Here is an 11,509-nt window from a genome sequence, read left to right on the forward strand (position 1 = left end):
TGAGCCCAAAGATGACGGCGTTACCCTTGTCGGCCTTGAAGGCTCTGAGGGTACGGTTCTGGAAGCCAATCTGGCCGCAGGCAACAACCCTGACGCAACAGCCCTGTCTCAGTCAGGGAGTTTCAGTTTCATTTGTGCTGATGGTCTGAGTACCGTTCAGATCGGCAGTCAGGTTTATACACTCGCGGATCTTCAGGCGCTGCCAGGTGATGCTCCGGTTACCATCAGCACGCCCTATGGCACGCTGACTTTGACTGGATTTACCGGTACAGCAAGTGGCGGTACGTTGAGTTATACCTATGTGCTGAACAACGCTGTCGATAATGACAGCCAGGCCAATGCCAACGGTCAGGGTTATACAGACCGCTTCGAAGTTGTCATCAAAGATGTGGACGGCAGTCCGGCAACCGGCAGTTTGGACATCAATATCGTCGATGATGTAGTAACGCTGAATCCCGACGACCTGACAGATGGCATCAATCAAGTTGGTACCTATGAGGGCGACCTGAATATTCAGGGTGCCGACAACAATTTCACCGCCAGCCTTACCGGCAACGTCACCAATTGGTCTGCAACCAATACCTTTGCAGCCTCAGAACTGACTTCCGGAGGCCTGACGATTTACTACTATGTCGACCCTGAAAATCCTGACGTATTGGTGGGCTATATCTCTTCCGAAGGTACAGTCACAGCGTTCGATCCGACCAATGGGGCTCACAAGGTGGTCTTCACATTGACTACCGATGCAGCCACTGACAAGTATGAGTTTGAAGTGGTTAGCACGATAGATAAACTCAGTCAGGTAGACATTGGCAAACTGGTCGGTGGTCAGGGTGGCATCAGCGGCTCTGTATACATCACCGGAAATGGCGATCAATATAAAATTTATAATGATCCCAAAGACATTCCAGCCAATGAAACCGTTGTATTTACCCTTACCGGCAAGGACGCAAACGGTAACTATGCTGAAGTCAACGGAACCGCCAACGGTTTTGGTGTGGCTAACCCATGGGTATCCGATGGCAAAGTGCTTGTTGTGGATTACACCAAGACAGTTGCCAGCGCGAGCTTCAACTTCGACGTGGGTAACGGTGATCCCAATGTGATTCACTACAAGGCCTTTGACGCCAATGGCCAGCTGCTGGCAGAAGGTAACATCGGTCCCAATCAGGTGATCAGCGGGATTGGCGAAATCGCCTATATTGAGCTTTCTGCCAGTACCAGTACGGATTCCAAGTTCCAGTTAACCGGCACGACTGCACAGGAGATTGTCAGTTCAACTGTGCCTGTGGATTTGGAGTTTGTGGTTGATGTGACTGACGGCGATCAGGATACAAGCTCTGATAACCTGAATATTCATCTGGGCGTTCCACAATCAGCGCTGTCAGCCATCACCAAACAGGGCTTTGCCAACCTGGATGAGGCTGACCTGGCGAATGGCCAGCCTGAAAACGAATCCACTTCGTTAATGTTCCAGGCCGGTTCTGCCAACATCAAGTCTTTCGCCTTTGGCAGTACCGAGGCCATCGAAGTCACGGGTATTCAAACAACTCCTGAATTCCCGAAATCTATCGTCTGGCACATAGGCGAAGATAACAGCCTGATTGGCAAGATGCCCAATGGCAAAGATGTTATTAAAATCACCCTGAGCGGCAATGAAATTACCGCAGGCAACCAGGGCAGCGTAGTTGCCAAGGTCGAATTGCTTGGCAACATGCTGCATAACATTGATGTGTCAAACATTTCAGTTTCCGGTATCGAAGTCATCGCTGCAGATGCAGCCGGTAATACTGCAAGTGCCAATTTGACAGTCAATGTTTCCGAATTTGTTTCCATGGAAAATGAAATTTCCCGGACCGATGAGGACGAAGTTGTCAGTGGCAATGTGCTCACAAACGATGTGGATCCTGACTTTATTCTCTCCATCTCGAAGTTGATTATTGACGGGGTAGAATATGCTCCGGGTCAGTCAATTCAGTTAGCGGAAGGGGTGCTGCAGGTAGACGCAAGCGGATATTACAACTTTGACCCAGTTAAAAACTGGAGCGGTAAGCTTCCGCCAGTCACCTATGTAACCAATACAGGCGAGCAGGCCCAGCTGACCATTGAAGTGGCACCGATTGCCGATAAGCCGCTGGTCGATGTGCTGCTGACGGCCAACAGCACTGCCGTTGGCAACTGGGTGGAATATCCGGCTGAAATTCATATATCCCTGTCAGATCGTGATGGCAGTGAACAACTTGACTCCATTGAGCTGAGTGGCTTGCCACAGGGTACCGAAGTATATGCCGGCAACCAATTGCTGGGCACTGCCGGTGCCGATGGCAAAATTTTGCTGAGTTACGATGCCGGATCACGCGGCCTTTGGGACAGCGACGACCTTGATGTCTCGCTAACCAACCTCACGATTAAGGTACCCAGTGAAGCATCCGGCCAGGTTGATTTGGTGGTGTCCGCCACTTCAGTCGAAAAAGATACCGGCGGCAGCAATACCGCAACAGGTGAAGATACAATCCGTCTGGATGACTTCAAGAGTACCGAAGGGCGCGCCGGCGATCAGGACGAATCCTTTGGTGGTCAGCACGATATTGTGGTGGGAGATATTGATGGCAGCATCATCACTCCGGGACAGGACTACAACATCGCCTTTATGGTGGACAGTTCGGGCAGTATTGGTTCTAACGCACTGAACAACATCAAAGCGCAGCTCACTGAAGTCTTCGAGACGTTAATTGCGACCGCAACAAAAGATGGCAGCGGCACAGTGAACGTGTTCCTGATAGATTTCGACGGTTTGTCCAGAGGTTGGGTATCGGTTGATCTGAGCGATCCCAATGCATTAGCGACTTTGCTTGGCAGTACCGAAGACAATCTCTCCGGTGGACTTGCTGATATGACATCTGGTGGACGTACAAACTACGAAGACGTCTTTAAAACCACAGCAAACTGGTTTAATCAGATGGGCAGCAATGGCGCGACCAACCTTGCCTACTTCATCACGGATGGTAAAGCCAACGAATATAATACTGACGAAGTCGCAGACCCAATAGTTTGGGATCTGTTCGGCAACCAAAATGATAAAACCTTGTCAGAGCTGTTTGATATCAGCGGCTATCAATTTGGCCGGGTGTATAAGCACGAAGGAAAAACCATCATTGATGAGAACGGCGAAGTTTACCGTTACCAGGGCGGAAACCGCGTATCAATCGGCTACCTTCGTGCAGATGGACGAGGGGGATATGAGGTTGTGCGCTTTGATGATGGAAGCTCCAGTGCAACCAACAATGCCAAGCAAGGCTTTGCTCTTCTGCTCGCCCAAGGCGTCACAGTTGAAGCCATCGGCATTGGCGGCAGCCTCAACGCTGAAGATCTGCTGCCTTTCGACTCCAATGGTAACGTCCAAACCAACATCAGCAGTGATGCGCTGGCCGACGCCATTCTTGGCAGTGAAGTCAATATGATTCCAGGTGCTGACCGATTCAACGGCAGCGCTGGTGATGACATCATCTTTGGTGACGCGGTCCATATCAATGGCATTGACGGTCAGGGTTACGCCGCCATCAAAAACTATGTCGCCAGAGAACTGGGAGTAACAGACGTCAGCGATGCTCAGGTTCACCGGTATATCAACGAACATTCAGACTTTTTTGATAAGTCCGGTGTCAATGGTCAGGCTGATATCCTGCTTGGCGGCTCAGGCAATGACATCCTGTATGGACAGGAAGGTAACGACCTGCTTGACGGTGGCGAAGGCAACGACAAGCTCTATGGCGGCAGTGGCAACGACAAGCTGTACGGCGGCAGTGGCAATGACACTCTGATTGGCGGCACCGGTGATGACGTGCTCATCGGCGGCCTTGGGGATGACAACATGTCCGGTGGCTCAGGCGCTGACACCTTCGTATGGCAACGTGGCGATACCGGAACCGATACTATCTTTGGTTTCGAAAAAGGTGTCGACACTCTGGACATCAGTGACCTTTTGCAAATCCCAACGGATAAATCACTCGATGATCTGCTTTCCATCAAAACCCAGAATGGCTCGACCATTATCGAAATTGACGCTGATGGTGACAGCCAGATTGACCAGGTCATTATTCTGGATGGTGTTGTTCTCTCCAAAGAGGATGTCACCAACGGTCTGTTCCAGAGTACCGCAGAACCGCAAACTCTGGTCAGCACCACGGATTCACCTCAGCACAGCGACATGTCGCCGCTGGACAGCTTAATAGACGAGTTGAATATCAAAGTCATTCCTTAATGACTTACTGAGGAGCATCTGGCCCAGGCCAGCGCTCCAACCTCACTGTAACGGTCCTTCAGGGAGAAGACCATGAACACACTCAAGCATCTGGCCAAAGTCACAGGAACTGCCTTGGCGGTAGCAACGGCACTTTTGCCCTTTGGCAGCAGCGCCGATACGCTGGAACAGGCAGTTGCCCAGACCTTGGATACTCACCCCGAACTGCGCATAGTCTTTAATCGCTTTAAAGCCAGAGAGGCTCAGATAGATCAGGCGTTTGCCGGTTACCTGCCAAATGTCGAGCTCAACGCAGGCTGGGGCCTCGAAAACACCAACAGCCCGAGCACCCGACGAAATCCTTTAAATGGTCCAACGGTCGATGATCGTGATACCGAACTCAAGCGAGGCGAAGCCGGTATCAGCATTCGTCAGATGCTGTTCGATGGCTTCCTGACCAGCAGTGAAGTTGATCGCGCTACCTTCGAAGCCACCGCAGAGCAATGGAATCTCGCCGCCGCCGCAGAAGATATGGCGCTCGATGTCGCCCGGGTTTATCTGGCCTATATCCAGGCAGAACAGGTGTTGACGCTGGCAGAAAAGAACCTGCAAACCCACAAGGATATCTACGGCCAGATCAAACAGCGCACCGATTCCGGGCTGGGATCGTCTGCCGATCTGTCACAGATCTCAGGACGCCTGGCCAGAGCCAATGCCAATGTTATTGCCGCCCGCAACAATCTGTATGACACCATTTCGGAATACAAGAATGTCACCGGACAAATGCCAAAAGACGTCATTGTTCCGGTAGCTGATGCCGATATGTTGCCGGCATCATTGGACCAAACCCTGCTGTTAGCCGGAGAAAACCACCCGGTGCTCAAGTCTGCCAGTCAGGATATTGAGGCGGCCCAGAGTGAACAGGCCGCGGCAAAATCCTCTTTCTATCCCACTATCAACATCGAGCTTTCAGGCAACTGGAATAACGATCTGAATGGCGAGAATGGCCGCAGTTTTAGCAGCGATGTGGGCGGCCACAGTAACGATCTGCAAGCCATGGTACGGATGCGTTATAACCTGTTCAGCGGCGGTGGTGATGCTGCCAAGCACCGGGAAACCTCATACAAGATTGCCGAGGCCAAAGAGATCCGCGAGCGGGCCCACCGACAAATCAACGAAGGTGCCAGCCTTGCCTGGAATGCCTATGAACTGCTGCCAGAACAAAAACTATTCATACGTGAACATGTTGTTGCAGCCAAAGAAACTCAGGTAGCCTATGCCCAGCAATTCAATCTGGGACAGCGATCGCTGTTGGATCTGCTGGATACTGAAAATGAATTGTTTGAAGCCAGAAAGGACTATCTGAGAGCCGAGTTCGATGAACTGCTGGCGCAATATCGTGTTCTGAATGCCACCGGCCAACTGCTGAACTCAATGCGGGTCAGCCGTCCGGAAGCGTGGAGCGGCGAAGCTGAATATGAAGGAGGGGCATTTAAATGAAACCATTGAGCATTGCCGTTGCGGCACTGTTACTGAGCGCTTGTTCGAGCAATATTGTCACTATGGACGGCACCACCAATCAGGCCAACGATCTGCGGGATCTGGATCAGGATGGGGTAATTGAAGCCCGTGAGCGTTGTGATGAAACCCTGCAGGGTGCCAGCATTGACAATTATGGCTGCGGCCAGATAAAACCCATCAATGAACGCCGTGAACTGAAAGTGCTGTTCGCCAATGATTCCTACTACCTTGACCCGCGATACTATGGACAGGTCGAGGAGCTGGCACAATTCATGCGTCAGTATCCGAACACCCGGGTTACCATTGAAGGTCACTGCAGCAAAGTTGGTTCATACGAGCACAATCTGGCCCTGTCGCAAAATCGCGCCAATGCAATTACCGCATTGCTGGCAGATCGTTATGGGATCAGCAACGATCGACTCAGAGCAGTCGGCTACAGTTTCGATCGTCCGGTCGATCCGTCAGACACCCAGGATGCCCACAACCGCAATCGCCGGGTGATCGCCGAAGTGGTAGGTGAAGACACCACTGCTGACATGAAATGGCATATTTATACGGTCGATGAGTTAAATCGACTGTAATCCGCAAAAGGCAGGTTTTTTACCTGCCTTTTCTTTTCCCCAGGTCGCTTCGCAACCACCTCAACAATCAGCAGTATTCCCAGAGTATTTGCTCTTTTCAGTCCCGTCAGACCTGTAAATTTCGCCCTCTCTAACAGGTCGGATGAGTAACGTTAATCGCGTGCCACAACTTTACACCAAGAAGTATCAACATTCACATCAAGACCTTACAAATAGTCAGCTTATCTGTGTAAGGTGATTTATGGCGTTTTTATTACTTTTTTCAGCATTTTTCGCAGTGTTATGTCACGCTAAAGTTTGACGCAAATCCCACACAGCTTTAACATCTATACTCTTTTTATTAATTAACATTTTACACTGCCTTGTTGGGTCAAACTGCACACAGATTACTCTGACTCGGATAGCTTAGCCTGTTGAGGACTGTCCACATGGGAACATATACCACTCCTAAAGCCGGTTTACTGAAGTACATTGATGGAAAAATCATCATAGAGAATGCTACATCAGAACAATCACTTACTGCTGGTGAGAAGGTTGATGCTGGAACAATTCTCCATATTGCCGACAACACGCGATTTGTGCTGTTGTTGGATGACGGTACTCACATCTCAGAGCTGAATGTCGATCTGCCAGCTGCAGCCATTTTTGCAGAGGAAGAGGAAGAAGCCACTGAAGTGACTCCACCGGCTCAGGCTGAGACCGTGGATGACGTGGCTTTGCAGAACGAAATCGATGCCATACAGCAGCAAATCGAGGAAGGTGCCGATCCGACGGAAGAGCTGCCGGAAACTCAGGCCGGTCAGACAAGCCAGGGCAACAATGGCTTTGTGGTCATTGACCGCAACGGCGATGAAGTGTTGGCAAAAGCCGGTTATGATACCGCCGGTCTGGCATCCTCCGGAGATATTCGCACCGAAGACACAGGCCTCTCTTCCATTGTTCGTGCAGAACTGACCCTGACTTTTACGACTGAGGCGGTCACCGGCGACACCACCCCACTGATCACCGGCAGCTCAAATGCAGTTCCCGGCAGTATTGTGACTCTGGTAATTACTGACTCAGCCGGTAATCAGCAAACCGTTACGGCCATCGTTGGCCCGGATGGCAATTTTGCTGTCGAGGTTCCCTCACCTATCCCGGAAGGTCCTTACACAGTCGTGGGGACAGTAACAGATCCGGATAACAACACAGGTACCGGTGACTTTACCGGTGTAGTCGATACCACTGAGCCAACTGTCGCGGTGTCGATACTGGAAGATGCCAATAACGATGGTTTCATCAATGCCGAAGAGCTTGATGGCGACATTCAGATCCTGGTGACTTTTGGCAATGACACCACCCGTGCTGGTGACAATCTGGTAGTGACAGATCAGGCCGGCAATGTACTGTTCTCCGGCCCGGTCACAGAGGCGATGCTGGCCAACGGCCTGACATTGAATATTACACCTCCGCCAACCGGCACTCAGCTGTCTGTCACCGCAACCGTGACCGATCCTGTTGGCAATGTTGCCACTGGCAGTGACAGCGCCACCCTGGACTATGGCAGCAGCGCCCCGACAGCCCCCACTGTCGTTATCGACTCTGATGCCAACAACGACGGCTATATCAATGACGGTGAGCTGGATGGACAGGTCAGCATTTCCATTACATTCGGCGGCGGAACAGAAGTCGGTGACCACGTAGTCGTCACCGATCAGGATGGCAACATCATCTATACCGGTCCTGTCACTCAGGACATGCTGGATAATGGCCTGCAGATCGCTATCGATCCGCCGCCAACCGGCACGACATTGGAAATCGTTGTTACCGTCACCGACCCTGCTGGAAATACGGCAACCGGCTCAGACAGTGCGACATTGGATTATGGCTCAGGAGCGCCGGCATCACCTGTGGTAGTGATTACCGAAGATGCCAACAACGACGGTTATATCAACAACAGCGAGCTGGACGGTCCGGTTAATTTCACAGTCACTTTGGGAGCCGGCACCGCGGTTGGCGATACCATAGAAGTGGTTGATCAAGCTGGTAATATTGTCTTCTCCGGGACAGTCACTCAGGACATGCTGGACAACGGCCTGTCATTGTCCGTCCCAGCTCCGGCCAACAATACTCAGCTGCAAATCACTGCCACAGTGACAGATCCTGCCGGCAATACAGCGTCAGGCAGTGATGCTGCCATTATCGTCGGTGTAAATCCTCAGACACCGGACAGCCCGATCGTTGTTATTGAAGATGATGCCAACAATGATGGCTATATCAATGACGGAGAGCTGGATGGCCAGATCAATCTCACGATCACCCTGGGATCTGCCACCAATGTGGGTGATACCGTACTGGTAACAGATCAGGACGGTAACCTACTGTTTCAGGGACCTGTCACCCAGGATATGCTGGACAATGGCCTGCATCTAACAATGGATCCACCACCAAGCGGAACTACGCTGACGGTTACCGCCACTGTGACAGATCCGGCGGGCAACAGCGCCAGCGGCAGTGACAGCGCGACACTCGACTATGGTTCTGGTGTGGGAGCCCCCAGTGCTCCCACTGTCACCATTGTTGATGATGCCAACAATGATGGCTATCTGAATAATGATGAAGTCGACGGCGAAGTCAACGTGGAGATCAACTTCGGTCCTGGCACTGAAGTCGGCGATACGGTGACTGTCACGGATCAGGACGGCAATGTCATCTTCTCCGGACCAATCACTCAGGACATGCTGGATAATGGTCTGGATGTCAGCCTTCCAACTCCGGCTCCGGGCACAGATCTGGTGGTCACAACAACAGTGACTGACCCAGCGGGCAACAGTGCCCAGGGCAGTGATAGTGTCACACTGGACTATGGTGCCAGTGCACCTTCTGCGCCGACCGTGGTCATTACCGAAGATGCCAACAACGACGGCATCATCAATGACGCCGAGTTAAACGGCCAAATCAATATCAGCGTCACCCTGGGCAGTGGTACGGCCGTGGGCGATACCGTTGAAGTGACAGATCAAAATGGCACAGTACTTTATGCCGGACCTGTGACTCAGGATATGCTGGATAACGGCTTGTCACTGGTGGTTGATGCACCGGCGTCCGGCACCACGCTGACCGTCAGCGCCACAGTCACCGATGTGGCGGGCAACAGTGCCTCCGGCAGCGACAGTGCGCTGCTGGATTACAGCGGCAACCCACCGTCACCTTCCGCCCCGACTGTGGTCATCACCGAAGATGCCAACAACGATGGTTATATCAATGACGGCGAGCTCTCCGGTCAGGTGGACATCAGTATCACCCTGGGCAGCGGCACCGACGTGGGCGACACCCTGGTCATCACCGATCAGGATGGCAATGTGCTGTATAGCGGCACCGTCACCCAGGCCATGCTGGACAATGGGCTGCAGCTGGCCATCGACCCACCTGCCAGCGGTACCAATCTGGTGGTGACGGCGACCGTCACCACCCCGTCCGGCAATACCGCTTCCGGCAGTGACAATGCGTTACTGGATTATGGTGTCGGCTCAGGCGCCCCGGCCGCACCGACTGTGGTGATTACCGAGGATGCCAACAACGACGGCTACATCAATGATGCCGAGCTTAACGGTCAGATTAACTATCAGGTGACGCTGGGCGCGGGCACTGCGTTGGGCGATACCCTGACCATCACCGACCAGGACGGCACCGTGCTGTTCAGTGGTCCGGTTACCCAGAGCATGCTGGATAATGGCCTGCCATTGGTTATCGACCCACCGACTTCCGGCACTGAGCTTATTATCACGGCAACGGTTACTGATGCTGCTGGCAACAACGCATCAGGCAGTGACTCTGCAGTACTGGATTACGGCTCCGGCAGCGGCAGTCCTGCAAGTCCTGTGGTGACCATAGTTAACGATGCCAACAATGATGGTTACATCAATCAGAATGAAGTTGGCACTCAAATTGACATCAACATCACCTTGGGCAGTGGTACTCAGGTTGGTGACAACATTACAGTGACGGATCAGGATGGCACTGTACTCTATTCCGGTCCGGTTACTCAGGACATGCTGGATAACGGCCTGTCCTTGTCGATCACACCGCCACCAACTGGCACAGATCTGTCTATCACAGCAACCGTCACCGACCCCGCCGGTAACAGTGTCACAGGCAGTGACAGCGCCACGCTGGATTACGGCAACTCAGCGCCTGCGGCGCCGATCTTAACCATCACCGAAGACAGTAATAATGATGGATATATCAATGATGCCGAACTGTCGGGTCAAATCAATTACAGCATCACTTTAGGTGCGGGGACCACTGTTGGTGACACTATCAGCGTGACCGATCAGGATGGCAATGTCGTCTACAGCGCCGTTATTACGCAGGAGATGCTGGACAAAGGCCTGTCGCTGACAGTGGATGCGCCTGCTTCCGGCACAACGCTGCAACTGACTGCCACAGTGACAGATGTTGCCGGCAATACTGCGTCCGGCAGTGATTCTGCCGTGATGGACTATGGCTCAGGTGTAGGTGCTCCGGCGGCACCTGTTGTGGTGATCACTGAAGATGCCAACAACGATGGCACCATTGATAACGACGAGCTCAGCGGACAAATCAATCTTTCGGTCACCCTGGGTGCCGGCACCGTAGTCGGTGACCACTTGGTGGTGACTGATCAGGATGGCAATACCATTTATGAAGGTGTAGTCACTCAGGCTATGCTTGATGCTGGCTTGAGCCTGGTGACCAATGTGCCTCCGTCAGGCACCAACCTCATCATCACTGCCACCGTCACCGACGTGGCCGGTAACACCGCCTCCGGCAGTGATTCAGCAGTGCTGAACTACACCGAAACGCCAGCGCCTCAGGCACCAACAGTCGTGCTGGAAACCGATGCCAATAATGATGGTTATATCAGTGATGCTGAATTGAATGGTGGCCAGATCGCTGTTTCTGTAACTCTGGCAGATGATGCTCAGGTGGGTGACACTCTGGTGGTCACCGATCAGGATGGCAATGTGCTGTTTAATGGCCCGGTGACTCAGGAGATGCTGGACAATGGTCTGGATCTCAGCATGGATCCGCCCGCCAATGGTACTCAGCTGGAAGTGACTGCGACCATCACCAATGCCGCAGGTGATTCTGCACAGGGCAGTGATAACGCGCTGCTCGATTACGGCGTCGGCACAGGTGCCCCGGC

At 52.5% G+C, this 11,509-nt stretch carries 4 protein-coding genes; all 4 read left to right on the plus strand.

Features of this window, described 5'->3' with window-relative positions:
* Positions 1-4,261: VWA domain-containing protein (locus tag ACRRUX_RS20300; protein WP_432534033.1), on the plus strand; the 4,261-nt coding region annotated here is incomplete at its 5' end.
* A 72-nt stretch (positions 4,262-4,333) separates the two neighbouring features.
* Complete coding sequence (locus tag ACRRUX_RS20305) at positions 4,334-5,740, plus strand: TolC family outer membrane protein (RefSeq protein WP_432534035.1); 1,407 nt, start codon at positions 4,334-4,336, stop codon at positions 5,738-5,740.
* Positions 5,737-6,342 carry an OmpA family protein gene (locus ACRRUX_RS20310; protein WP_432534037.1) on the plus strand — a complete coding sequence of 202 codons (606 nt, stop codon included), beginning with the start codon at positions 5,737-5,739 and terminating at the stop codon, positions 6,340-6,342. Before ACRRUX_RS20305 ends, ACRRUX_RS20310 begins: the two co-directional genes overlap by 4 nt.
* 428 nt (positions 6,343-6,770) lie before the next feature.
* Positions 6,771-11,509, plus strand: a 4,739-nt coding sequence (locus tag ACRRUX_RS20315) for a retention module-containing protein (RefSeq protein WP_432534039.1), incomplete at its 3' end; no start/stop codon positions are given.

The organism is Shewanella sp. GXUN23E (genome assembly GCF_050865035.1).
In the GTDB taxonomy this organism is placed as follows: domain Bacteria; phylum Pseudomonadota; class Gammaproteobacteria; order Enterobacterales; family Shewanellaceae; genus Shewanella.